This is a genomic window from Acinetobacter sp. UBA5934, assembly GCF_002430855.1.
Taxonomy (GTDB): domain Bacteria; phylum Pseudomonadota; class Gammaproteobacteria; order Pseudomonadales; family Moraxellaceae; genus Acinetobacter.
In genome coordinates this window covers 7,359-31,835 of record NZ_DJDC01000076.1, presented here as the reverse complement: position 1 = coordinate 31,835, position 24,477 = coordinate 7,359, and the positions used below count along the sequence as shown (strand labels likewise).

Genomic DNA, 24,477 nt, shown 5'->3' with positions numbered 1-24,477 from the left:
GCCGATCTTGAAAATTTGAAGATGGAATTAACCTAATAACTCATCAACAGCATTGGCATTCATCCGTTGGGATAGAGCTGCTTTTGCCGTGATTTTTCCATTACAACACATAGAGCATATCTGTGGCTTAAAATGGTTAAGGCCGGATTTTTCAGTGAATATAGAGGTTTATTCAGATGAAATTTTCATCGAATAAAGTGCTGAATAATCAGTGATGTTCATAAAATACTGTAAAGAAAAAAGTCCACTTGATGCGGACTTTTTTCTTTTTCTGTTTTAACGTAATGCTTCAGGCAACAGCGGAATACTCGAGGGTTTGGCCAGTTCAGCTTTCATCTTTTGCAGCATCTGATAAGGCTGCTGCTGTACAAACATATTCACAAAGGTTAAAGGAATAGAACCTTCAGGATTGGCATAACCATACGTGGAAACTTTGACCTTATTATTGGCTAATTTTTGAAAGGTCCAATCGCCTTCATAATGGGTTAAACGTACATAATCCGGATTTTTGGCATAGCCTTTATCGACTGCTTTATTTTTTATGGTAATAACACCCTGAGCATCTTTCATCATTTTGCCTTGTACCACTAAATCACGATCTTTTAGCGGAAAAGGAAAATCCAACACCATATACAATAAAAACTCGCCTTTTTTGTCATCGCGCGACAGGACTTTGATGCTGCCCATATACGGCACCCATTTCACCGCATGGTCGACATCCAGAATCAGACCGACGGCTTTTTCGAAAGGTGTATCGTAAGTGGTCTCAGCTTTGTATAAAAATACCGGGTTTTGACTGTTTTGATAGGTCCACACTTTAATATTATTTTTGTTAATACTGAGTTTGGCATTATCCATAGGTTTAGCTTGTACAGTAGCAAGCATCGCTACTGCACAGGCCATCAATATCACTTTTTTCATTCCATTGTGCTTCTTATTTTAATTTTGCTATGTATTGTTATAAATGATTTTAACGATTTTTTATACTTTAATATCGTTAAAACCAAGTACATCTTTCATATCATATTTACGTGCTTCGCGACCCACTACCCAAGCAGCTGCACGTACCGCACCTGAAGCGAAGTTCATGCGATTAGTTGCTTTATGGGTAATTTCAACACGTTCACCATCAGCAATAAACATTGCAGTATGTTCACCCACGATGTCACCACCACGAATGGTTTGGAAACCAATGCTTTTACGCTCACGCGGACCGGTATGCCCTTCACGGCAATACACGGCATCTTCTTTAAGATCGCGACCTAAAGCACCGGCAATTGCTTCACCCATCATTAATGCTGTACCTGATGGTGCATCGACTTTATGACGGTGATGCGCTTCAATCACTTCAATATCGACTGTATCACCAAATACTTTAGAAGCAAGTTCCAACAGTTTAATTGAAACATTTACCCCAACAGAATAGTTTGCTGCATAGACCACAGGCGTTTGCGTTGCACTTTCATCTAAAAATGCTTTTTGTTCATCATTCATGCCTGTGGTACCAATCACAATGGCCACCCCTGCTTCACGGCACAATTTTAAATGCTGTACACTCGCAACAGGCGCTGTGAAATCAATCACCACATCACAGTCTTTTAATACGTCTTGCAGATTACCTACAACCTTAATGCCAACAGCACCAATACCAGCGATCTCACCGGCATCTGCACCAATCAGGCTGCTTTCAGGGCGTTCAACTGCTGCTGCAAGTTGATAACCTGCTTCTTTCACTGCCTGAATAAGGATGCGTCCCATACGACCGCCTGCACCCAATACACCAATGCGTGGAGCTGCTGACATAACATATTCCTAATGTTGATTCTAAATTGTTCTTACTATATCAAAACTCTGTAATAACACTAAGATTGATTGCATAAAATCAATGAAAATACCTAAATAGCAAAATCACTGATCTTGATAAAAAAACTGAGAAATAAGCTCATGCAGACTTTTTGGAATAATGCCAGATAGTCAATTTTAGATATGAATTGAATCTGAGTTGATTGGGCTTTCAATATAAGCATAAGATATTGATTTAAATCAAGTAATTTAAATAATTTCGTATAACGTGTATTATGTTAATTTTAGAGAAACTCAATAATATAACTCCAATCCTGTTTAAGCCAATGATTCCTTAATCTGAATTATTGACTTATTTCGATGACACAATTGATATGCACATAACAATGCATAAATGCCACTTAAGAAGCCCAGAATACTCCGAGCTTTACTCGTCACTAAATTGTATTGCCCTTTCAATAGGCTAAATAAGTTTTCTATTTTATTGCCCTGTTTTAAGTGATATACATCTGATACAGAAGGTTGAACCGATTTCATGTTCTTTCGATGATAGGTAACCAAATCACTACTCAATTGCTTATCCACGATTAGGGTTAAAATAAAGTACTAATCTTAAAAAAACAGTATATATAGTGATACAAAGAGTGTTATTAATTCATACTAATAGGAATAATTATTTAAATGTCTAAGTTAAGTAAAATTATAGTATCAATACTATTATCTATATTAGTTATTGTGGCTATAGGATATGGAATATATGAGTATCAAAATAAAAAGAGAAATACAGAAATACAGACCATATATAACTCCTATAGAGTTATGGTACCCAACAATCTTAATAGCTACCATAAAGTAAAAGAATATTATAATCAGCGATATAGAGATGGTGATATTGAGAATGGCATTGATGATTATAGGAATAATTCTAATATGATACAGCTTACTATGGACATGTATAGTATAAGTACGTGGTGTGAAGACTTTAGTAATTTTAGTTATGAAAATTATGAAGATAATTTAAAATATTGGTTAGATCAGGAAATTAACGTACAAGATTATCAAAATATAAATGATATTAGTAAAGCATCGTCCTCTGTTCCTCCTGTTCAAGCATACTTATCAGAATATAAAAAGGATAAAAAAATTACCTATAGAGAGTATTGTTCACTTCCTTCTATATTCAATGCATCTACAACCTATGAGGAACAATTAAAAATGCAAGCTCAAAAACACAAAGCTATAAATTACTAAGTACCCCCAATCCTGTTTAAGCCAATGATTCCTTTGGACAGAAAAAGAGTACAACGAGTTTAAAATTTTCCTTGCATCGAATCCTGAAGCTGGTGATGTAGAACCTAATTCAGGTGGGATACGTAAAGTTCGTTGGGGATCTGGCAAAACAGGTAAAAGCGGTGGTGTATGAGTAATTTATTACAACCGTTTAGCTAACGGGCAGATATGGCTACTAACCATTTACGGAGAATTTGCTGTGGATCAACTCGATAAAAAAGTACTACGTGCCTTAGTGGAGAAATTAAATGAGTCACTTAAATGATATTGAAAGACGTGATGCTGAACGAGATATTGGTGCTGAGTTGCTTATGGCGGTAGATAAATGCTTTCAAATGCCCCAGTAAAAACACACACCATTACGCAAACAGATGTAGCTTTAGCACGCCAGAAATCAGAGCTAAGTCAGCGTCAATTCGCTGAAACATTAGGCGTATCTGTACGTACTTTAGAAAGCTGGGAACAAAGTGTGCGTAAACCATCTAAAGCAGCACAATCTTTAATTAAACTGTTTATCAAAAATCCTTCTTTCGTCAGATAAGCTCTTATCTAGTTGAAATTATTATTAAAAATCGGAGCCATAAACTCCCATTTTTGTGTTATTCACCAATTAAAATAATTAAAAAAGGGATGCATATGCATCCCTTTTTTAATGACATCTAGAATTAATCAAACAGACCGAAGAAAGACTTTTTCTTTGGAGATGATTTATTGTCATCACCATCCATCGTTTCTTGCAACTCTTTTAACAACTCACGTTGACGAGCAGTCAAATTCACTGGTGTTTCGACCACTACGCGGCAGAGTAAATCGCCTTGCATGCTGGTACGTACCGGTTTAACCCCTTTACCACGCAAGCGGAACATCTTGCCGGTTTGAGTTCCCTCAGGAATTTTCAGGCTGACACGGCCATCCAGAGTTGGAATCTGGATTTCTTTACCCAATGCAGCATCAGCAATGCTGACTGGTACATCCATATACAGGTCTGCACCGTCGCGCTGGAAGATTTCATGCTCACGCACGACCACTTCTACGTATAAGTCACCGGACTGACCATCACGAATCGCTTCACCCTTACCGCTTAAACGTACGCGGTCGCCATTGTCCACCCCTGCAGGAATAGTGACTTCAAGCGTTTGCTGACGATCTTTTACACCTGAACCATGACAAGTGTTACATGGGTTCTTGATGATTTTACCTTGACCGCGACAGGTGCTACAAGTTTGCTGAACAGAGAAGAAACCTTGTTGCATACGCACTTGACCTGCACCATGACAGGTTTTACAGGTTTCAACATCATTCGGATTTTTAGAACCTTTACCATCACAGGCTTCACAAGGTGCCGGTGCAGTAAAGGTAATGGTTTTTTTCACGCCCTTAACCGCTTCTTCAAGCGTTAATTCAATAACGTAGCGCAGGTCTGATCCGCGACGTGCACGTTGCTGACCACGGCCACCACCGCCACCAAACGCACCACCAAAGATGTCGCCAAACTGACTGAAAATATCTTCTGCGCTGAAACCGCCACCGAAGCCACCACCGCCCATGCCGCCTTCAAAGGCGTTATGCCCCATACGGTCATACATGCTGCGTTTTTCGCTGTCGGATAAAATTTCATAAGCTTCAGCAGCTTCTTTGAATTTTTCTTCAGCTTCAGGGTTGTCCGGGTTACGGTCTGGATGATATTTCATCGCCAACTTACGGTAGGCTTTTTTAATTTCATCATCACTAGCGGTTTTAGCGACGCCCAAAACCTCATAATAATCACGTTTAGCCATGTCTGGCGATGCTCCTCACGGAATTTTATTTAATACTTAACTGTGGAGTGAAATTGGGGATGAAAACAAATTTTACAAGGGGACGATGGGAAAAAAATTTATCCAGCTTAGAAAACGGCTTTATTTTTGAAAAATCGGGAAATCCCTTTCAGCCAGGCATTCAACAGGAATAAAAAGGCAATCATAGCAAAAACCACGCCTGCAACGGTACAGCCTTTGACCCAAATTGCGCTATCCCAATAAAAGAAAATCAGTGGAATAAACCACAGTGCTGCAAAACACACCAAAATCATATAAATGACAATATTACGCATGATCCAGAGCGCTTGAGCCTGAAGCCAGACCTCTGCTTCATCCACCTGTGTGACTTTGCGCGCAAACCAGTAAGCAAATATGCCACTAATCACAGTAAATAAGGCCAAAAACATCAAGACATAGGAAATCGCAATAGAACGGCGAAGTCGGCTTAAGTTGTCTTGCTTCATGTGCGTTTTAACCCCATTTACCACATGTTTAGATTTTTAATATGCAGTAAATTGCTTTATAGAAATGTATACAAATATTAGGTGCTACTATATTGAACTTTTCAATATTTCGCACCTGATTATTGTCAAAAAGTTACTCCGTTTGGCTATTTTTTTTCACTTTAAACCATTGTGCATACAATGCAGGTAAAAAGAACAAGGTGAGCAGGGTCGCCACAATCAAGCCGCCCATAATGGCAACGGCCATTGGACCAAAGAAAATACTGCGTGATAAAGGAATCATCGCCAGTACTGCGGCCAGCGCTGTAAGCACAATCGGACGGCAACGACGCACGGTGGCATCAATAATGGCATTCCAGGGATCATGTCCAGCCTGAATGTCCTGTTCAATCTGGTCAATCAAAATTAAAGAATTACGCATAATCATGCCCGATAGTGCAATGGTTCCCAGCATTGCCACAAAACCAAAGGGTTTATTCAGCAATAACAGAAACAGCACTACCCCGATCAAGCCTAAAGGCGCAGTCAAAAACACAATAAACGCGCGTGACATACTCTTGAGCTGAATCATCAGCAAGGTCATCACCACCGCCAGGAAAAATGGCATACCGGCATTGACCGAGTTTTGTCCACGTGCCGACTCTTCTACTGTACCGCCCACTTCAATCAGATAACCGCTTGGCAGTTCGGCACGCAGCTGATCCATTTTATCGGCCAGTTCATTCACTACCGTAGCCGGTTGCAAGTTGGTGCGAATATCGGCACGCACGGTAATGGTCGGCAAACGGTTACGATGCCAAATCAGGCCATCTTCAAATTTATATTCAATTTTGGCTATTTGCGCCAATGGCACTGAGCCCCCATTGGCAGTGGGTACGGCCAGACTGGACAATGATTCCACACTAATCCGTTCGTTCTGATCACCACGCAAGCGGATGTCAATCAATTCACGTTTTTCACGATACTGGTTAATTACTGCACCACTGATAGAGCTGTTCAGGAATTGCGATAAATCTAAGGTCGACACGCCCATCTGACGCGCGCGGTCCTGATCAATATTCAGCTGAATGACCTTGCTTGGCTCGCCCCAGTCCAGATGGACATTGGTGGTATTGGGATTATCTGCAATGACCGCAGACACTTTATGCGCCCATTGACGCACCAGATTCAGGTCTTCACCAGAAACGCGGTACTGTAATGGATAACCGACAGGCGGGCCATTTTCCAACAGCGATACCCGGGTACGCACATCCGGCAGCAGTTTACGAATTTCCTGATCCAGGGATTTACGGATTTCATCGCGGTCATCCAGGGATGAAGCCAAGACCACAAACTGGGCAAAACTGGCTTGTGGCAACTGCTGATCCAGCGGCAAATAAAAACGGGTGGAACCTGTGCCAACATAAGCCACATAGTTGTCGATGCCCTCCTGCGTGGACAGGAATTTCTCCACTTTCTTCACTGCATTCTCTGTTGAGGTCAGTGACGCACCTTCTTCCAGTTTTAAATCCACCAGAATCTCAGCACGGTTGGACGGCGGGAAGAACTGCTGTGGCACCAGTTTAAACATCAACACCGACAACACAAAAATACCTACTGTAGTGGCAATCACGGTTTTACGGTAAGTAATACATTTACTCACCCAAGCTCTAAAGTTTTGATAAAACCTGGTTTGATAAGGATCATGATGTTCACCGGCATGATGCACGACCGGCTGAGGCTCTGGCTGCTTGCGCAAACGGGCCCATAAGCGCTGGTACCACGGTGCTTTTTGAATCAGGTCTTTATTGAAATCTGGCAGCAACTTATCACCCAGATACGGTACAAACAGTACCGCAGCAACCCAGGACACCACCAGAGCAATCGTCACTACCTGGAAAATGGAACGGGTATATTCACCGGTACTGGATGCGGCAGTGGCAATCGGTAAAAAGCCGGCGGCAGTAATCAAGGTTCCGGTCAGCATTGGAAAAGCTGTGGTTTTCCAGGCAAAACCTGCGGCTTCTAGCCGGCTATAGCCCTGCTCCATTTTGATGGCCATCATCTCGATGGCGATAATGGCATCATCGACCAATAAACCCAGTGCCAGAATCAAGGCACCCAGGGAAATTTTATGCAATCCGACATCAAACAGGTTCATGCCAGCAAAGGTCATCGCTAAAACCAGTGGGATGGAAAATGCCACCACCAGTCCGGTACGAAAACCCAGTGAGAAGAAACTGACCAATAGCACGATAATCACTGCTTCTGCCAGCACTTGCATGAATTCATTTACGCTGCGCTTTACGGCAACCGGTTGATCAGAAACTTTTTTCAGTTCCATGCCCAAGGGCAATGACTTTTGCAAATGGGCAAATTCAGTTTCCAGATTTTTACCTAAAGCCAGAATGTCTCCACCTTTACGCATGGATACGGCAATGCCGATACCGTTTTCACCCATAAAACGCATCCGAGGCTGGGCCGGCTCGCTAAAGCCACGATAGACCTCGGCCACATCACCCAGCTGAATGGTTTTGCCTGCCACCAGCAGCGGCATTTGCTTGAGTTCATCGACACTTTGCAGCTGGCCGCTAACGCGCATCTGAATACGGTCGGTGCCTGTTTCAAAGAAGCCAGCACTGGCCACAGTATTTTGTTGTTGGAGTGCCTGCTGAATGGCGGTGACCGGAATGCCCAGTTGTGCCGCCTTGGTATTGGACAGCTCAATCCAGATTTTCTGGTCTTGCAGCCCCACCAGATTGACTTTCGCAACGTCCTTGACGCGCTGTAACTGTAACTGCAAACGGTCAGCATATTCCTTCAATACAGCATAATCATAACCTTTGCCGGTCAGGACATAGATATTTCCGAAGGTATCGCCAAATTCATCGTTAAAGAAAGGGCCTTGCACACCATTCGGCAGTTGCTGTTTGATATCCCCCACTTTTTTACGCACCTGATACCACACATCTGGAATTTGACTGGAGCGCAGCGAATCTTTGGCAACAAACGTCACCAGTGATTCGCCGGGACGCGAATAGGCCATGATGCGTTCGTAGTTGCCGGTGCTCATCAATTCTTTTTCAATGCGATCGGTCACCTGCAAGGACACTTCTTGCGCGGTTGCTCCCGGCCAATAAGTCTGAATCACCATCACCTTAAAGGTAAAAGGTGGATCTTCACTTTGTGCCAGTTTGGAATAGGAAATAATCCCGACAATACCTAACAGCAGCATGAAATAAAGGATCAGGCCTTTATTTTTCAGTGCCCATTCCGACAGGTTAAAGTTGCTGCCTAAATTCATGATGCAGCTCCTGGCTGAATTTTCACGGCACGATTTTCCCGGTCAATCGGCTGAATTTTTTGTTTTTCACGCAATAAATGCACGCCGCCAATCACCACATAATCATCTGCCTGCAAACCGGACAAGACCGGCACGCTGTCACGACCGTAAGCACCTAAAGTCACCGCTACTTTATGAATGGTTTGATCCGGTTTTACCACCCAGACATAGGCCTGCTGACCATTGGCCGAAACACTGGACAAAGGCACACTCAAAACATTGTTTTGTGTATGGTTAAAAAATACCCGGGCACTTTGTCCCAGCTGGATGGCAGCGTTGCCTTCCCGTAAAGCCACCTTGACACTAAAGGTCCGCGACTGATCGGCTGCCGGAGAAATTTCACGTACATAGCCGGCAAATTTATCTTCAGCTATAGACCACAAGGTCACCCATGCCGCCTGACCGACTTTAATCTCTGAAATGGCCTGTTCCGGCACTCCAATCACCACTTCACGATCACCCGCAATCGCCATCTGATAAGCGGCCTGCCCTGCTGCAACCACCTGCCCGACTTCAATATTACGTGCCGTAATCACGCCATTTTTATTGGCAATCAGCTGGTTATAGCTAGTCTGGTTACGAGTGACTTCATAATTGGATTGCGCCTGTTTCAGTGCCGACAGCGCCGATTTATACTGATTATCCACAGCATCATATTGTGAGCGGCTCACCGCATTCATCGGCAGTAACTGCTTAAAGCGCTGCTGTTCATCTGCGGCAATTTTTGCTGCCGATTGGGCACTTTCCAGTTGAGCTTTTGCGGCATTGAGTTGCAGCTGTGCATCTTTAACATCCAGTTTTGCCAGCACTTGCCCCACTTTGACCTGATCGCCTACATCGACATAACGTTCGGTAATTTGTCCACCCACCCGAAAGGCCAATGCTGTTTGCTGACGCGCCTGCACATCTCCAGCGTAACTTTTCTGCTCATTGTGGGTACTGTTGGGCTGAGTGACCATCACAAAGGGGACTTGTTCTGTTTCGGTTGCATCCGTGCTGCACCCCAATAAAGTCACACTGCAAATAATCATCATGCTGGCAAGGGCGGTTTTTACTGCAATCTTTACTGTGCTCATGAAGTTCGCTCTTATCTCAAAATGTTTTTTAGGGCAAAATAAGCAATATCTTAAATTGATCATTTTTTAATTAATATACTGACTGGTACAGTAATTATAATAATCAGGTCAATACAATGACCTTTTTCATTTTTTTGGAAAAAATTGTGCAAATAAATGTGGGCCGTCCCAAGGACTTAGAAAAAAAACAGCGTATTTTAAATGCGGCAAAAAGCTTATTTTTGAAATGTGGTTATCAGGGTTCCAGCATGAACCAGATTGCGCAAGAAGCCGGTGTGACCAAACTGACGGTATACAATCACTTTCAGGACAAAGCCAACTTGTTTGCCTGCGCGATTGCCGCCACCTGCGATGAACTGATCAATGCTCGCCCGTTCAATTTGCAGCCAAACAGTGATTTTCATCATGCCTTCGTACATGCCTGCGAGCTGGCGCTGAATATCAGCAATTTACCTGAAGCCATCAAACTGGAACGGTTATTAATCGAACTGGCAGCAGAACAAAATCCACTGGCACAAAAATTTTATGAAGCTTCACATCTGCGCATGAATGCAGTTTGGGAAAACTTCTTTCAACAGGCGATTGATCTAGGTTTTATTCAAGCTGAGGAATTAAGAACACTGACCCTGCTGATCGTGTCGTTATTGTTTGGCATGCGCCATCATGAAGTGCTGCTTGGGGTTCGCGAAGTGCCTACGGCCGAAGACAAACAGCAGATTCTCTTGAACAGCATTGAAATCTTTATGCTGAAATATCAAAAAAAGCCTTAAAGCCCACTGTTGTATTTTCCTAAGCGCTGTAACGGTAGATGAATTGCTAGTTTTAGCAGCAAAAGATTACCGACTTTTGTCTGCCCCCTACTTGGAATGTCATTGAATCGGGGTATATTCAAAAGAGAAGCCTAGGAGAATGAAAAAAATGATTCAACAAATTGATGCTCCACTGCGTGAGGACGTACGCTTACTTGGGAACCTACTGGGAGAAACCCTCAAGGAACATGCAGGACAAGATTTGTTTAATCAGGTCGAACAGATTCGTGCCCTGTCTAAAGGGGCGCGTGATGGTCAAGTGGAAGCAGAAAAACAGCTTGAACAACTTTTTTTAAGCCTGGAAGATGAAGAAATTCTTCCACTGACCCGTGCATTTACCCACTTTCTGAACTTTGCCAATATTGCTGAACAGTACAATGTGGTACGCAGCCGCCGTCAAAGCGAATTTGATGAGAATGCACCGTCTCCCAATCCGCTCGATCACCTGTTCCAAAAGTTTAAAGATCACGAAATTTCAGCCGATACCTTATTCAAGCAAATCTGTGAGCTGAATATTGAACTGGTGTTGACTGCACATCCAACCGAAGTGAGCCGTCGTACCTTAATTCAAAAATATGATGATATTAATGATTGCCTGTTTAAGGCCGATCAGCAAAAACTGACCCCACGTGAGCGCAAAACCGTATTAGAAGAACTGAAACAGCTGATTTGTTCTGCATGGCAGACCGATGAGATCCGCCAGCACCGCCCCACTCCAGTCGATGAAGCCAAATGGGGCTTTACCACCATTGAACAAACGCTGTGGAATGCCATTCCCAAATTCATCCGCGAACTGGATGAAATGGTTGAAGAGCACTGTGGTCAACGCTTACCTTTAAATGTTGCTCCGGTTCGCTTTGCCTCCTGGATGGGCGGTGACCGTGATGGTAACCCGAATGTCACGCATAACATTACCCAGGAAGTACTGTGGTTATCGCGTTGGAAAGCAGCAGATTTATACTTGCGCGATATTGAAGACCTGCGCTGGGAACTGTCGATTCAAAATGCAAGCGATGAACTGATGCAGGCACTCGGTCAGTCGCATCCCGAACCATACCGTGAATATCTGCGCGATACCCGAGAACGCCTCAAAGCCACCCGTCACTGGCTGGCGCAAAAACTGCATGGGCAAGATGCCGATGAGCGTCTGGTGATTAAAAGTAAAGATGAATTATTACAGCCTTTATTGCTGTGTTACCGCTCACTGATTGCCTGCAACTTGCCTGAAATTGCCAATGGCAAACTGCTTGATTTTATCCATCGCGTCAACTGCTTTGGCATTGAATTGCTGAAACTGGATATCCGTCAGGAATCCGGACGGCATCGCCAGGCCATTTCCGCGATTACCGAATATTTAGGATTAGGCAATTTTGAAACCTGGACTGAACAGGCGCGCCAAAATTTCTTGCTACAGGAATTACAAAGCAAACGTCCGTTATTGCCTAAACATTTAAATGAGCCGAAACAAAGCCTGATTGAACATCCGGATGTGCAAGAAGTCTTTGCCACCATGCGCACGCTGGCTGAACAGCCGAGCGAGTCTCTGGGCGCGTATATTATTTCCATGGCGGAATATCCGAGCGATGTTTTGGCCGTGTTACTGCTGCAAAAAGAAGCGGGCATCAAACATCCGCTGCGAGTCGTGCCATTATTTGAAACGCTGAAAGATCTGGACGGCGCAGCCGCAACCATGAATACCCTGTTCAATATGCATTGGTACAAACAGCATATTCAGGGCAAACATGAAGTGATGATTGGCTATTCAGATTCTGCCAAAGATGCCGGATTTATGTCGGCCAACTGGGCGCAGTACCGTGCACAGGAAGAGCTGACTGCGGTTGCACAAAAGCATGCTGTACAACTGACTTTATTCCATGGTCGCGGCGGCTCGATCAGCCGGGGCGGCGCACCGACCCAGCAAGCGCTGTTTTCACAACCGCCAGGCTCAATTTCCGGTGCCATTCGCGTGACTGAACAGGGCGAGATGATTCGCTTCAAGTTTGGTCTGGAAGGCATTGCCCTGCAAAACCTGGAAATTTATACCGCAGCTACTTTAGAAGCCACCTTGCTTCCCCCGCCAGTGCCTAAAGATGAATGGCGTCAATTGATGCATACCATGACCGATTTATCGGTACAGGTCTACCGTCAAACCGTGCGTGAAAATCCGTATTTTGTAAAATACCTGCGTACGGTTACACCGGAACTTGAATTGCAAATGCTGCCACTCGGTTCACGACCGGCAAAACGTAAAGTCAGTGGGGGAATTGAATCTTTACGTGCCATTCCCTGGGTATTTGCCTGGACCCAAATCCGTTTGATGCTTCCGGCCTGGTTAGGTACCGGGGCTGCAATTAATCAGGTGCTTGATCAGGGACAAAAACAGCTGCTGGATGAGATGCTGCAACAATGGCCTTATTTCCAGACCCTGATTGATATGCTGGAAATGGTGCTGTCTAAAGCCGATGGTCATGTGGCACTCTATTACGAATCACATTTGACCGATGATGAAGATTTAAAAGTTCTCGGCAACGAACTGCGTCAGCGCTTAAAAGATGCAGTACAGACCTTGTTGGCTCTAAAAGGCGAATCCAAACTGCTCAGTAGCAATGAAGTACTGGATCAGTCCATGAAAGTGCGTAAACCATATTTATTGCCGCTACATTTATTGCAGGCCGAACTGATGAAACGCCGCCGTCGCTATCTGGCCGAATGTCAGGCCGAACATACCCCGGTCGATCATGCCTTGATGGTGAGTATTGCAGGAATTGCTGCCGGACTGCGTAATACCGGTTAAGTCCTGATTTTCCCCAGAAAAAGCACATTTTCGTAATGTGCTTTTTTTTAACCATATGGTCAAAAGTTTCCTGGTATTTTTTATAACTAAAATAAGAAATACTTATGAATAAATTGAAACATCTTCATAGTGATTAGCTGTTGATTTAGCATTATTTTTTAAATAGTAAAATTTTTACCATATGGTAAAAACGTTTGAAAAGTCATAGCATTAGTTTGAACAAAATTTTGTTTCAATGATTAAATCTTCCAAAAAAGAAGCGTATGATGTGCACAATTTATCTTTAGAGTGCTCAAAAAATGTCCAATTGGTTTCCCAAATGGCGCCCGTACGAAGGCAGTATCGATGCACGTCCTGTAGGTACCAATGAATACCTTCCGCCTGCACAAAGTGTGGTTTTGGGCGTACAACATGCTTTTGCCATGTTTGGTGCGACCGTTCTTGCACCTTTCCTGATGGGTTTTGATCCGAATCTGGCCATTTTAATGTCAGGGATCTGTACCATTCTATTTTTCCTGATGACCGGAGGTCGAGTACCGAGTTATCTGGGGTCCAGCTTTGCCTTTATTGGGGTGGTGATTGCGGCAACGGGTTATGCCGCTTCGGGTACAGGTGCACCCAATGCCAATCTGGCCTTGGCTGCTGGCGGTATTATGGCCTGTGGTGTGCTTTATGCCATTTTTGGTTTTATTGTGATGGCAACCGGCACCAAATGGATTGAAAAACTCATGCCACCTGTAGTGACCGGCGCTGTGGTCATGATCATCGGCCTGAATTTGGCACCGGTGACGGTTAAAGGCGTGGCGGGTAATAACTTTAATATGTGGATGTCACTGGTCACCGTAATGTGCATGGGCTCGATTGCGGTATTTACCAAAGGCCTGCTGCAACGTCTGCTGTTATTGATTGGTTTATTACTGGCTTACCTGATCTATTACATTGTTTCCAATGTGATGGGACATGGCACACCAATTAATTTTGCGCCAATTCAGCAAGCCGATTGGTTTGGTATTCCAACCTTCCACTCTCCAGTCTTTGACTTCAACGCCATGCTAATTATTGCACCCATTGCCTTGATTTTAGTGGCTGAAAACTTGGGGCATATTAAAGCTGTCGGTGCCATGACTGGTGAAAACCTTGATCCGCATATTGGCAAAGCCTTCGTGGCCGATGGTCTTGCAACGACTTTATCGGGTGGTGTCGGTGCTCCGGGCATGACCACCTATGGTGAAAATATTGGCGTGATGGCCGTAACACGTGTCTATTCGACCATCATTTTTGTCTTTGCCGGTATCTTTGCAGTTTTCTTGGGACTTTCACCAAAATTTGGTGCGATCATTCACACCATTCCGACTGCGATTTTAACCGGTGCCTCGATTGTGGTCTTCGGTTTAATTACCATTGCCGGAGCCAAAATTTGGATTGAAAACAAGGTTGATTTCTCTAAAAACAAAAACCTGATGGTGGCTGCGGTGACCATTATTTTAGGTACTGGTGACTTTGCCCTGCAATTCGGCAGCTTTAACCTCGGTGGTATTGGCACCGCTACATTTGCAGCCCTCATCCTGAACTGGTTCTTTAGCCTGGGCGATAAATCATAAATATAAAGACAAATTTTCAGGCAGCCTTCAGGCTGCTTTTTTTATGTCTGAAGCTGAATAAATTTTAGTATGATGAGTTAAATTTCACTGAACAGACTCAGCAGATGCGTCTCGACTTTTTTGATTTGCAACTTTTCTTGAATATTGTAGATACGGGCAGCTTGACCAAAGGTGCAGAACGCTCTGCCATTTCGCTGCAAGCCGCCAGTGAACGGATTAAAAAAATTGAACAGCAGTTTGCGGTGCATTTATTTACCCGGCATGCTTCCGGCGTCAAACTGACCCTTGCCGGACAGGTGTTTGCCACGCAGGCGCAGATGCTGGTTCACCAAGCGCAACAATTGCAACAACAGATGCTGCCCTTCGCTACAGGTGCACAAAGTGAAATGACGCTGTGGTGTAATTCCTCGGCTCAAAGTGAGTATCTTCCACAGCTTTTACCCTCTTATTTGCTTGAAAATCCCAATATCCAGATTGATTTAAAAGAAGCGGAAAGTAACGATATTATTCAGGCTCTGGAAAATGGCAACGCCCAGCTCGGCTTGATTTCAGGTTTTTTCAATTCAAAAAAGTTACAGACCCTCGAGTTTTCCGATGATCCTTTGGTGCTGATTTGCCCCATAGATCATGAACTGCAGCAGCAATCTACCCTGCAATTAGCCGATGTGCTGCATTATCCCTTTGTCGGTTTAATGCAATATCATTCCTTGCAGCAATCGATTGAAACCCAAGCCAAATTACTGGGCTGTGCGATTCAGTACCGTTTACGTTTACCCAATTTTGCTGCGATTGCTCAGGTGGTTGCTAATGGCGTCGGAATTGCCATTATGCCGAAACGTGCAGCTAATCGTTTAAAGTCGGTTTATCCTTTTCAGCAAATTGAACTGACTGGTGACTGGGCCAATCGCAAGCTGTTATTGGCAGCAAAAAACTTTGATGCCTTGCCGGTTACTTATCAACATTTCAGCCAGTTTTTAGTTTCACAAAAATCCAGATTATTAAGTTAAAAACACGGGGGCAGATTGTTTTAATACTAACTTTAAAGCAGGCCAAACTGATGCAGTACCATATAACCGCCAAAAATGACCAGGCCACAAAAGAATACTTTACGAAATTTTTGTTCAGGAATGCGATAGCGAATTTTGGTTCCCAGCCACATTCCCACTAGGGCCGGAAGCAGGGCAATAAATGACATCTTATAGTCCATGGGAATATTTTCCACCGGATTCTGATGTAAAAATACTGCCAGACAAATCGTGGAGATAGTAAAGGCCAGACCGAGCGACTGCACCAGATCATCCCGTTTGAGATGCAGCGATTGCAAGTAAGGCACTACAGGAATGACGACCACACCGGTAGCGACTGTCAGTGCCCCGCCCAGATAACCCATCATCGGAGACAACCATTTTTCATATGCAGCCAGATTGGGCATGTTCTTGGCAAATAGACCGTACAAGCCATATAAGGCCAGCATTCCGCCGAGCAGCGCCTCACTCTGAAACTCGCCATGTCCCAGGGTTGGAAAAATACTCCAGATAGAACCGACCACAATGCCCAGCAACAGTGGCCAAAAGCGACGAACCAGTTTCAGCACATGCCCTTCGGCAAACAGTTGCCAGAAATTGGTGACCATTGACGGTACGATCAACAAGGTGGCTGCTTGAAAGGGACTGATAAAAATCGTCAGCAAGCCCATGGAAACCGCAGGCAAACCCAGTCCAATGGTGCCTTTAATCATGCCTGCAATGGCAAACACCCCAATCACAAAGCCAATCATATTGAGCACCCGTTAAATTTTAAGCTGATCATAGGCGACTCTGAGCACTTTAAAAATCACTGTTTTCCAGAGTAAGCCTCAAGAATAAATTGAGGCCTTTTAGAGGGGGCAGAAATGTTAAAAAAAGGACTGCAAATATGACAAAATGTTAATTTTTGATTAACAATTGAGCAATTAATTGCATGTTTACATAAAAATTCCATCAATTAATAACACATTATTAAGTCTGGCTTAACTGTATGATTTATGAGCTATCTTAAGTTCATTTTCTGCCCGGATTTTGACAATTTTAGTGCTTTTTTTACTCAAAATTGATCTTTTTTTAGCCTAAATTGGGTGGATTTTTAGACAAAACCTCTTTAAAGTACGCCCTTCGCATGAATAGGCTATGTAATGATATAGCATTTCACTATTGAGAGTTAGAGAAAAAATATTCGGGTTTTAGTTCTGAAAAATGCTGTCTATTTTTTTCTAAAAGTAATTGAAGATAAGGTAGAGATTTAAGAATGATTTATGATGGACATCATAGCAATATGATTAATACTGCGGATCAGAATACTGCGGTAATCTCCCAAAATTTCCAGAAACATCAGGCAGGTTCAGGCGCCAAAAACTCCAAAAATAAAGGTATTCCCTATCTCGATGTGCGTAAATTCACGCAAAAGTTACATAGCATTTCCTCGGCGACCAGTACTAAAAAATGTGCTCGAAGCATCCGGATTGCACTCCAGTCTGCTGGCGCTCGGATTTTAAATCACCCTGTCGCAGCTGCGGATTGGGGAAATACCCTCCAGACGATTGGCTATAAAAAAATCAATCCCTCTTTTGATAATCCCAAAGAAGGCGATATTTATATTATCAATAGAACTCAAAAACACATTTATGGCCATATTGCTGCGTATACCGGTCGTCAATGGGTTTCTGATTTCCGCCAAAACAGCCATGCCGTTTATAAAAATGACCGCGTGACCTACACTTATTACCGACTGGCTTAATCGATAAGCCGCCCGGTAAAGACACCTTTTCAGGTGTCTTTTTTATTTTGCTAATTAACTTGATATAACAGGCAAGAAAATTACGGTCGAATCTCTTTTAACTCACGTTGAATAAAACGCTGGATCATTTCACGATATAAATGCTCTACCAAGTCAGGATCGGTGCCCAAATCTAGGGCTTGTGCACGCACTTTCTGAATCACCTGCTCTACTCGTTCAGGTGACTGCACATCCTGTACAGTACGCTTAAAACGCGCAGCCTGATCGACATAAAATTGACGGGTCGCAATCATGTCAATGAGCGCTGCGTCAATGACATCAATCTTTGCACGGGCTTGTTCTAAAGACTCACATTTCTCTTTCTTCATCTTTGATATCATCATTTTCACTTTTATATTTGTCTTCTAAAACATTACTAAAAATACTCTCAATCATCCAGACTCGGTACAAGCTATTAAATACATAACTTTGCCCGTCAATGCGCAGTTCAAGCACTGGAAAATCTGGTTGAGATTTCATTTCACAGAGTATGTCATTTTCTTTCAATTTGGCAGTGATATCTTCAGTGCTCAGTTCATTAATCTCTAGATCACGCTTAATCTGATCAAAATGTGACTTAAAGGAAAGATCTTTGCCTTTGGTCCAGACCGCTTGCAAAATGCGGTATATGGCTTCGACCCGCTGCTCTTCAGGCACGCTATAAAACAGTTGTGCCATGTCGAAAGTGGCCTGCTGGGTAGGACGGCAGAATGGAGTAAATTTCACTTCCGTCCGTTTGGAAAGGCGGGTGGCCAGCCCCCAGTCAAAGAAATCGCGGCCATGATAAGACAGCGGATAAACATTGAGGTGAATATTATAAAAATTGGCCAGTTCTTCCTTAATATAAGCCAATAATAGCCAGGAGATCGGGTCTTCCAGGGCAATATATAAATCCAGCTCCGGGTCCAGCGCCTGAATTTCATTCAGTTCTTCTGCGTCAGAAATCAGATGCTCGCGCCATTCAATATGATTAATCAGGAAAATCGGATTGCCGGTAAGCAATTTTTGTTGTTTTAAACGGCGGGTCAGGCGCAGTAAATCATCTACTGCATGATACTTCCTTTCGCCAAATTCAAAATAACTGGCCAGCACTTCGGCATCGTTAAAAATTCGTTCCGGGAAGTTTTGCGCTTGATGATGGCGGCTGGCCATAGCGTGCAAGGTACGTAATTTCCCATACTGTTTTTGCCACAGCATGTGGAATACATCTTCAAGTAAATACAGGAAATCCTGTCCGCGTAAGGGCGTATTGCGCAAAATCGTTTCTGCTTGTGCTATAGCTTCAAGTGGCGGTTGTTCCGGGGTTTCATGAAAACTAAAGCGATGCTGTTTGGATAGAATTTTGGCATCGTTGAGGCAGTAATTTTGCCACTCCATTTTCGACATGTTGTTCGGAGGTTCTGCCGTTCGACTGGAAATAATCACCTTTAGAGGTTTGATCTCATCACTTAAGATTTCTTCAAGTTCAGGTAACTGCTGTGCAGCCAGATAGCTATAGACATCATCCAGACGTAAGTGGATGCTTAAACCCTGCTCCGTAGATAACACCACCTGACGAGTCGGCTTTTGGTAAAACCAACGCGATCGGAGTGGATCAAACCAACGGCGTAACAGTGACATGAGATCAGCCTCGAAAAAAAACCCTTGTGTGCTACAAGGGTTTATAACAATTTGTTAGGTAATGATCAATTATACATCTAAATTTAGATCCGTAACTGCCCCTTTTTCAGCACCTGTAGTCAATTTGGCAAACTTCGCCAAAGCGCCGTAACGATAATTCGGTTCAGGCTTAACCCATGCCGCTTTACGCGCTGCCAGCTCTTCATCGGAAATATGCAATGTCATTTCACGGGTTTCAGCATTAATGGAAATTTTATCGCCATTTTTAACCAGACCAATCGGGCCACCTTCATAGGCTTCCGGGGTCACGTGACCAATTACAAAGCCATGACTACCGCCGGAAAAACGCCCATCAGTGAGCAGCGCAACAGACTTTCCTAAACCTTTTCCATTAATGACAGAAGTGGTTTTCTGCATCTCTGGCATCCCCGGTCCACCTTTAGGGCCTTCGCCACGAATTACCACCACTTCACCTTCCTGTACCTCACCATCCAGAATCCCGCGCATGGCACCAATTTCACCTTCAAACACGCGTGCCGGCCCTTCAAAATATAGCCCTTCTTTACCAGTAATTTTTGCCACTGCACCGGTCGGTGACAAGTTGCCTTTTAATACCACCAGATGCGAGTCTTTTTTAATTGGGGCATCAAATGGCAGAATGATTTGCTGACCTTCTGGATAATCTTCTACATCTGCCAGATTTTCCGCCAGCGTTTTACCGGTCACAGTCAAGCAGGAACCATCCAACATGCCTGCGTTCAGCATACGTTTCATCAGCGGCTGAATACCGCCAATGGCAATCAGCTCAGACATTAAATATTTCCCTGATGGACGCACATCGGCTACCACCGGAATGTCTTTGCCAATCCGCACAAAATCGTCCAGAGTGAGTTCAACGCCGGCAGTATGAGCCATGGCCAATAAATGCAGTACGCCATTGGTCGAGCCACCGAGTGCAATCAGCACTTTAATGGAATTTTCAAATGCTGCCTTGGTCATGATGTCACGCGGTTTGATATCCAAACGTAGCAGGTTCATTACCGCCTCACCCGCTCGGTTACAGTCAAGCAGCTTTTCGTCTGACACTGCTTCCTGAGCCGATGAACCCGGTAAGCTCATACCGAGTGCTTCAATCGCAGAGGCCATCGAATTGGCGGTATACATCCCGCCACAGGAACCCGGGCCCGGCAATGCGACTTCTTCAATCTGCTTGACCTGAATTTCGTTAATCTCGCCTTTGGCATGCTGACCGACGGCTTCAAATACAGAGATCATATCAGTATGACCAGCACCTGGCTTGATGGTTCCACCGTAAATAAACAGACCCGGACGGTTTAAACGCGCCAAGCCCATGATGCAGCCCGGCATATTTTTGTCACAGCCGCCAATCGCAATCACACCATCATAGGCCTGACAGCCGACGACGGCTTCAATCGAATCGGCAATAATTTCACGTGACACCAAGGAATATTTCATTCCCTCAGTACCATTTGAGATCCCATCAGAAATGGTAATGGTATTGAAAATAATGCCTTTACCGCCTGCGGCATTTACGCCTTTTTCGGTTTCACGTGCCAGTCCATCAATATGCATATTACAAGGCGTGACATTGGCCCAAGTCGAGGCAATTCCAATAAATGCACGTTCAAAATCGGCATCTTTAAAACCTGTGGCACGCATCATGTAACGAGCCGGTGCATTTTCAATACCTTCATACACCGGTGCGGAATGCTCGCGGATATTATCTTTACTCATTATTTTCTTCCTGGGCGATGACTGATTTTAAGCTTTAGTCTTTGGCAAATTATTCTGTATTTATTGTATAGAAATAAAACAGTGCAATATAGCAATTAACTATTTTCTGACATTTGATATTCACAAAAAAAAGTAGGTGGTCAAGGTCAGATCAAATCTAATAACTGTTGATTCCATACAGCCCCACTATTACGTGCATTATCTACTTTTCGTTGTGTAGGCAAACTTTACTTTTGATGGGCCAAAAGTAAACAAAATCCCTTTGTTTACCCGATATGGCATCCCTGCCATACGGGCAAACGTGCGACATCCTGTCGCATTCTACGTATCAACATTTTTCTGAGCTTTTATGTTTTGATACTAATAATAAAAAAGCACTCCATTTGGAGTGCTTTTTAAATCTATAAAATTACAAATTAGATATCACGTACCGCACCTTTCGAAGCACTGGTGGTATGCATCGCATACGCTTTCAGTGCTTTAGACACTTTACGCGGACGCTGTTCGGCAGGCTGCCAACCTTTGGCTTCTTGTGCTTCACGGCGCGTTGCCATGGTGGCATCATCCACTGCCAGGTGAATGGTACGGTTTGGAATATCAATTTCGATACGGTCGCCATCTTCCACCAGACCAATTGCACCACCTTCAGCTGCTTCAGGCGACACGTGACCGATTGAAAGACCTGAAGAACCACCAGAGAAACGGCCATCAGTTAACAGTGCGCAGTCTTTACCCAAACCTTTCGATTTTAAGTAACTGGTTGGATACAGCATTTCCTGCATACCCGGACCACCACGTGGACCTTCATAGCGAATTACCACGACATCACCCGCAGTGATTTTGCCGCCAAGAATCGCTTCAACCGCAGCATCCTGGCTTTCAAAGACACGTGCAGTCCCGTTGAATTTCAGGATTGAATCATCCACACCCGCTGTTTTTACGATACAGCCTTCTAGCGCGATGTTGCCGTAAAGCACAGCCAGACCACCGTCTTGCGAGAAGGCATTGGCTGCATTACGGATCACGCCATTGTCACGGTCGCCATCTAAGCGTGCATAATAACGGTCTTGCGAGAATGCCGTCTGCGTTGGTACACCGCCTGGCGCTGATTTGAAGAATTGATACACCTCTTCATCTTCAGTACGGATGATGTCCCATTTGTCCAAGGCATCTTTTAAAGTTTTTTCATGGACGGTTGGAACAGAAGTATCCAGCAAGCCCGCGCGATCTAACTCGCCCAAGATTGACATGATGCCACCGGCACGGTGTACATCTTCCATATGGATGTCCTGTTTCGCTGGCGCAACTTTGCATAATACCGGCACATTACGCGACAAACGGTCGATGTCGGTCATGGTAAAGTCAACTTCGGCTTCATGTGCTGCTGCCAGTAAATGCAGAACCGTATTGGTCGAACCACCCATGGAAATGTCTAAAGTCATCGCATTTTCAAACGCAGCTTTGGTTGCGATTGAACGTGGCAAGATGCTGTAATCTTCCTGCTCATAATGACGCTTCGCCAATTCAACAATCAATTGGCCAGCTTTTTCAAATAATTTTTTACGGTTGGCATGTGTTGCCAGCGTTGAACCATTGCCCGGAAGCGATAAACCTAATGCTTCAGTCAAACAGTTCATCGAGTTCGCGGTAAACATACCTGAACATGAACCACAGGTTGGGCAAGCTGAACGTTCGTATTCAGCGACTTCTTCATCGGTGAAGCTGTCATCTGCCGCAACAATCATGGCATCGACCAGGTCAATGGCTTTTTCATTGCCGCGGATTTTAACTTTACCCGCTTCCATTGGACCGCCAGAGACAAAAACTACCGGAATGTTCAGACGCATAGATGCCATCAACATGCCTGGGGTGATCTTGTCACAGTTCGAGATACACACCATCGCATCGGCACAATGGGCATTGACCATGTACTCGACTGAATCCGCAATCAGGTCACGTGAAGGCAATGAATACAGCATGCCGTCATGACCCATTGCGATGCCATCATCCACAGCAATGGTATTGAATTCTTTGGCTACACCGCCTGACGCTTCAATTTGACGTGCCACCAGCTGACCTAAGTCTTTCAAATGGACGTGACCCGGTACAAACTGGGTGAAAGAGTTGACTACCGCAATAATCGGTTTACCAAAATCTTCATCTTTCATACCTGTTGCACGCCATAGGCCACGTGCGCCAGCCATATTTCTTCCGTGTGTCGATGTTTTTGAACGATAGTCAGGCATTGTGTATTTCCAACAAAGTTTGTGCTCGAAATGAATTCTAGGATTCAATCTGGCTGAATGATACTGATATATAACGCTAAATCAGTTGAAATAGAGATCTATCTTACTACAGCTTACTGTTTTGCAAAGTCCGATAAGCAGGCTGTTTTATGAGATAAATCTATTGATGTTTCAATGATTCATATAAAATAAACTGATACTGAAAACTAATATAACGCCATAGCAGTGAATTAAATACAAAACTTCCATGAATAATTTTTTAATTTTGCATTACTTTATTTTATTAATTTTATGATTTAAAGCAGATTTTTTAGTTATTATCTTCTGATAAATATCTGAGTTTCAACAGCTTATAACTACCTATAGAGGACCTTAGGTCTCACTCAGTTTTTGCCTTATAATACGTTAAGTTTATTTGGAATTTCATGTGTGAAAATCATCTTTGCGGGTACCCCAGAATTTGCCGCCACAGCATTGGCTGCACTGCTTAAAACCGAACATGACATTGTTGCGGTCTATACTCAACCGGACCGCAAAGCTGGGCGTGGACAAAAACTGACAGCGTCTGCAGTAAAGCAGCTGGCTTTAGAAAATAATATTCCAGTCTACCAACCACTTCACTTTAAATCTTCAACTGAAGAAGGCTTGGCCGCGCAAGCAGAACTGGCTGCCTTAAATGCCGACGTGATGGTGGTTGCCGCCTATGGTTTGATTTTGCCGCAAGTGGTTTTAGACACCCCTAAATATGGCTGTCTCAACATTCATGGTTCCCTGTTGCCGCGCTGGCGCGGTGCAGCTCCGATTCAGCGTGCCATTGCCACAGGCGATGCCGAGACTGGCGTGACCATCATGAAAATGGCAGCTGGCTTGGATACAGGCGACATGATGTATAAAACCCTTTGTCCTATTGAAGCAAACGATACTTCTGCAACTTTACATGACAAACTGGCTGAACAGGGTGCAACAGCCATTGCTGCTGTTTTAGAGTCAGAAGAAAAATTACAGCATTATTTAGCGACACGTGAAGTGCAAGACGAAACCTTAACCGTGTATGCACATAAACTGTCAAAAGCTGAAGCAGAAATTG

General features: G+C 43.9%; 18 protein-coding genes and 3 pseudogenes. 9 read left to right on the top strand and 12 right to left on the bottom strand.

Features of this window, described 5'->3' with window-relative positions; translation table 11 throughout:
• Positions 1-276 precede the first annotated feature (276 nt).
• From B2Y23_RS05515 to B2Y23_RS05505, 3 genes and pseudogenes are all read right to left on the bottom strand, one after another.
• Positions 277-921, bottom strand: a complete 645-nt coding sequence (locus tag B2Y23_RS05515) for an START domain-containing protein (protein ID WP_291369490.1) — start codon at positions 919-921, stop codon at positions 277-279.
• Positions 922-981: 60 nt separating this feature from the next.
• Positions 982-1,803 (bottom strand): 4-hydroxy-tetrahydrodipicolinate reductase, encoded by an 822-nt coding sequence (gene dapB, locus B2Y23_RS05510; RefSeq protein WP_291356350.1) that lies wholly within the window; start codon positions 1,801-1,803, stop codon positions 982-984.
• 318 nt (positions 1,804-2,121) lie between these two features.
• Positions 2,122-2,382 (bottom strand): annotated as a pseudogene (locus tag B2Y23_RS05505) (IS982 family transposase); the annotation flags it as partial.
• Between the two features lie 102 nt (positions 2,383-2,484).
• Here B2Y23_RS05505 and B2Y23_RS05500 point away from each other — a divergent pair.
• The 3 genes and pseudogenes from B2Y23_RS05500 (at position 2,485) to B2Y23_RS05490 (ending at position 3,634) form a co-directional block, all read left to right on the top strand.
• Positions 2,485-3,054, top strand: coding sequence for a hypothetical protein (locus tag B2Y23_RS05500; RefSeq protein ID WP_291369488.1), 570 nt, complete (start codon positions 2,485-2,487; stop codon positions 3,052-3,054).
• A 34-nt stretch (positions 3,055-3,088) separates the two neighbouring features.
• Positions 3,089-3,358, top strand: a pseudogene (locus B2Y23_RS05495) (transcriptional regulator); the annotation flags it as partial.
• Positions 3,342-3,634, top strand: a pseudogene (locus B2Y23_RS05490) (helix-turn-helix domain-containing protein). The pseudogenes B2Y23_RS05495 and B2Y23_RS05490, both read left to right, overlap by 17 nt.
• Before the next feature lie 124 nt (positions 3,635-3,758).
• Here B2Y23_RS05490 and dnaJ read toward each other — a convergent pair.
• The 4 genes from dnaJ to B2Y23_RS05470 form a co-directional block, all read right to left on the bottom strand.
• Positions 3,759-4,871, bottom strand: coding sequence for a molecular chaperone DnaJ (gene dnaJ, locus B2Y23_RS05485; RefSeq protein ID WP_086176573.1), 1,113 nt, complete (start codon positions 4,869-4,871; stop codon positions 3,759-3,761).
• Positions 4,872-4,978: 107 nt separating this feature from the next.
• The gene (locus tag B2Y23_RS05480; protein ID WP_291369485.1) at positions 4,979-5,356 is read right to left on the bottom strand and encodes a hypothetical protein; all 378 of its coding nucleotides are present in this window, start codon (positions 5,354-5,356) and stop codon (positions 4,979-4,981) included.
• Between the two features lie 133 nt (positions 5,357-5,489).
• Entirely contained in the window at positions 5,490-8,639 is a 3,150-nt protein-coding gene (locus B2Y23_RS05475) for an efflux RND transporter permease subunit (RefSeq protein ID WP_291369483.1), read from the bottom strand.
• Complete coding sequence (locus tag B2Y23_RS05470; protein WP_291369481.1) at positions 8,636-9,754, bottom strand: efflux RND transporter periplasmic adaptor subunit; 1,119 nt, start codon at positions 9,752-9,754, stop codon at positions 8,636-8,638. Before B2Y23_RS05470 ends, B2Y23_RS05475 begins: the two co-directional genes overlap by 4 nt.
• A gap of 146 nt (positions 9,755-9,900) precedes the next feature.
• Here B2Y23_RS05470 and B2Y23_RS05465 point away from each other — a divergent pair, with 146 nt between their 5' ends.
• From B2Y23_RS05465 to B2Y23_RS05450, 4 genes are all read left to right on the top strand, one after another.
• Positions 9,901-10,524: a TetR/AcrR family transcriptional regulator gene (locus B2Y23_RS05465; RefSeq protein ID WP_291369479.1), complete on the top strand. Its 624-nt coding sequence runs from the start codon at positions 9,901-9,903 to the stop codon at positions 10,522-10,524.
• Between the two features lie 148 nt (positions 10,525-10,672).
• The gene (ppc, locus tag B2Y23_RS05460) at positions 10,673-13,357 is read left to right on the top strand and encodes a phosphoenolpyruvate carboxylase (RefSeq protein ID WP_291369477.1); all 2,685 of its coding nucleotides are present in this window, start codon (positions 10,673-10,675) and stop codon (positions 13,355-13,357) included.
• A 299-nt stretch (positions 13,358-13,656) separates the two neighbouring features.
• Complete coding sequence (locus tag B2Y23_RS05455; protein ID WP_291356339.1) at positions 13,657-14,958, top strand: solute carrier family 23 protein; 1,302 nt, start codon at positions 13,657-13,659, stop codon at positions 14,956-14,958.
• Positions 14,959-15,062: 104 nt separating this feature from the next.
• The gene (locus tag B2Y23_RS05450) at positions 15,063-15,965 is read left to right on the top strand and encodes a LysR family transcriptional regulator (RefSeq protein ID WP_291369475.1); all 903 of its coding nucleotides are present in this window, start codon (positions 15,063-15,065) and stop codon (positions 15,963-15,965) included.
• A 32-nt stretch (positions 15,966-15,997) separates the two neighbouring features.
• Here the strand turns inward: B2Y23_RS05450 and B2Y23_RS05445 are convergent, their stop codons facing one another.
• Entirely contained in the window at positions 15,998-16,735 is a 738-nt protein-coding gene (locus tag B2Y23_RS05445; protein WP_291369473.1) for a sulfite exporter TauE/SafE family protein, read from the bottom strand.
• 533 nt (positions 16,736-17,268) lie between these two features.
• Here B2Y23_RS05445 and B2Y23_RS05440 point away from each other — a divergent pair.
• Positions 17,269-17,730 carry a hypothetical protein gene (locus tag B2Y23_RS05440; RefSeq protein WP_291369471.1) on the top strand — a complete coding sequence of 154 codons (462 nt, stop codon included), beginning with the start codon at positions 17,269-17,271 and terminating at the stop codon, positions 17,728-17,730.
• Positions 17,731-17,810: 80 nt separating this feature from the next.
• On the opposite strand, the gene B2Y23_RS05435 is transcribed toward B2Y23_RS05440, so the two are convergent.
• The 4 genes from B2Y23_RS05435 to ilvD (B2Y23_RS05420) all read right to left on the bottom strand — a co-directional run bounded on the left by B2Y23_RS05435 (position 17,811) and on the right by ilvD (B2Y23_RS05420) (position 23,390).
• Entirely contained in the window at positions 17,811-18,098 is a 288-nt protein-coding gene (locus B2Y23_RS05435) for a chorismate mutase (RefSeq protein WP_291369469.1), read from the bottom strand.
• Positions 18,079-19,389, bottom strand: a complete 1,311-nt coding sequence (locus tag B2Y23_RS05430) for a hypothetical protein (RefSeq protein ID WP_291369467.1) — start codon at positions 19,387-19,389, stop codon at positions 18,079-18,081. Before B2Y23_RS05430 ends, B2Y23_RS05435 begins: the two co-directional genes overlap by 20 nt.
• A 69-nt stretch (positions 19,390-19,458) precedes the next feature.
• Complete coding sequence (gene ilvD, locus B2Y23_RS05425) at positions 19,459-21,144, bottom strand: dihydroxy-acid dehydratase (protein ID WP_291369465.1); 1,686 nt, start codon at positions 21,142-21,144, stop codon at positions 19,459-19,461.
• A 416-nt stretch (positions 21,145-21,560) separates the two neighbouring features.
• Entirely contained in the window at positions 21,561-23,390 is a 1,830-nt protein-coding gene (gene ilvD / locus B2Y23_RS05420) for a dihydroxy-acid dehydratase (protein WP_291369463.1), read from the bottom strand.
• Positions 23,391-23,819: 429 nt separating this feature from the next.
• On the opposite strand from ilvD (B2Y23_RS05420), the gene fmt reads away from it, so the two are divergent.
• A partial coding sequence (gene fmt / locus B2Y23_RS05415; RefSeq protein WP_291369461.1) for a methionyl-tRNA formyltransferase occupies positions 23,820-24,477 on the top strand: 658 nt, incomplete at its 3' end.

What these genes read in the sequence shown, in the direction of transcription:
- B2Y23_RS05515 (WP_291369490.1), bottom strand. Translation starts at nt 921, where the DNA reads ATGAAAAAAGTGATATTGATGGCCTGTGCAGTAGCGATGCTTGCTACT.
- dapB (WP_291356350.1), bottom strand. Translation starts at nt 1,803, where the DNA reads ATGTCAGCAGCTCCACGCATTGGTGTATTGGGTGCAGGCGGTCGTATG.
- B2Y23_RS05500 (WP_291369488.1), top strand. Translation starts at nt 2,485, where the DNA reads ATGTCTAAGTTAAGTAAAATTATAGTATCAATACTATTATCTATATTA.
- dnaJ (WP_086176573.1), bottom strand. Translation starts at nt 4,871, where the DNA reads ATGGCTAAACGTGATTATTATGAGGTTTTGGGCGTCGCTAAAACCGCT.
- B2Y23_RS05480 (WP_291369485.1), bottom strand. Translation starts at nt 5,356, where the DNA reads ATGAAGCAAGACAACTTAAGCCGACTTCGCCGTTCTATTGCGATTTCC.
- B2Y23_RS05475 (WP_291369483.1), bottom strand. Translation starts at nt 8,639, where the DNA reads ATGAATTTAGGCAGCAACTTTAACCTGTCGGAATGGGCACTGAAAAAT.
- B2Y23_RS05470 (WP_291369481.1), bottom strand. Translation starts at nt 9,754, where the DNA reads ATGAGCACAGTAAAGATTGCAGTAAAAACCGCCCTTGCCAGCATGATG.
- ppc (WP_291369477.1), top strand. Translation starts at nt 10,673, where the DNA reads ATGATTCAACAAATTGATGCTCCACTGCGTGAGGACGTACGCTTACTT.
- B2Y23_RS05455 (WP_291356339.1), top strand. Translation starts at nt 13,657, where the DNA reads ATGTCCAATTGGTTTCCCAAATGGCGCCCGTACGAAGGCAGTATCGAT.
- B2Y23_RS05450 (WP_291369475.1), top strand. Translation starts at nt 15,063, where the DNA reads ATGCGTCTCGACTTTTTTGATTTGCAACTTTTCTTGAATATTGTAGAT.
- B2Y23_RS05445 (WP_291369473.1), bottom strand. Translation starts at nt 16,735, where the DNA reads ATGATTGGCTTTGTGATTGGGGTGTTTGCCATTGCAGGCATGATTAAA.
- B2Y23_RS05440 (WP_291369471.1), top strand. Translation starts at nt 17,269, where the DNA reads ATGATTAATACTGCGGATCAGAATACTGCGGTAATCTCCCAAAATTTC.
- B2Y23_RS05435 (WP_291369469.1), bottom strand. Translation starts at nt 18,098, where the DNA reads ATGAAGAAAGAGAAATGTGAGTCTTTAGAACAAGCCCGTGCAAAGATT.
- B2Y23_RS05430 (WP_291369467.1), bottom strand. Translation starts at nt 19,389, where the DNA reads ATGTCACTGTTACGCCGTTGGTTTGATCCACTCCGATCGCGTTGGTTT.
- ilvD (WP_291369465.1), bottom strand. Translation starts at nt 21,144, where the DNA reads ATGAGTAAAGATAATATCCGCGAGCATTCCGCACCGGTGTATGAAGGT.
- ilvD (WP_291369463.1), bottom strand. Translation starts at nt 23,390, where the DNA reads ATGCCTGACTATCGTTCAAAAACATCGACACACGGAAGAAATATGGCT.